1 protein-coding gene is annotated in these 629 nt (G+C 38.6%); it reads right to left on the bottom strand.

The window, feature by feature from the left end; genetic code table 11:
• The coding region (locus P5674_RS25590) for a hypothetical protein (protein ID WP_315670463.1) at positions 1 to 629 on the bottom strand (629 nt) is incomplete at both ends.

Raw genomic sequence — 629 nt, 5'->3', positions numbered from 1 at the left:
GTTATAAAGGCTCTCAAAGCTAGGGTCACAATCCAAAACCTTAGCCCCTTCTGTTAACCTTTCCTCGAAGGTTTTGTATTTTGCCTTTCCATTAAATCCTGCTTTATTTTTAGTTTTGGATTCAATGAAAGCGTCAATATCTCCGATTGAGTAAGTAGCGACAGATTGATTGAATGGATTAATACATTCAATATAGAATATGTTGGTACATTCTATTTCCAGGTCAGCAATGCTATCGGTCTCTAGTATTTTGTTAGCTGGCCTTACCGATGATTGTCCTAGGTTGATAGTGGCAGTGAACATCATAGACCCGTCAGTTAATCCTGTATCGCTTTGGATTAGCTTCAGTAACGCCAACTCTGGCATCGTAGGGTTATATTCCCGTTTTTTGCCGTTATATTCAGTCTCGTATTTTTCAATACAAAACCGTACAGCCATTAGTTCTTTATCACCTTGGGAATAACTCCAATCCCTATCATTGAAATTCTGAAAATCCCCAGAAATACCTTTCCCGAATATCCATAGGTGAGGTGGCTTTATCCGTATTTGTGCATAATCAACAATTAGAAAGGTTCCCGTTTCACCGGGCTTAACTGCACTGCAATAACTAAATTTATCGTCCTGTTTTT

Origin of the sequence: Limnospira sp. PMC 289.06 (genome assembly GCF_032350395.1) — a bacterium.
GTDB lineage: Bacteria > Cyanobacteriota > Cyanobacteriia > Cyanobacteriales > Microcoleaceae > Limnospira > Limnospira platensis.
The sequence above is the reverse complement of the archived record's forward strand: the minus strand, read 5'-3'. Positions and strand labels throughout refer to the sequence as shown.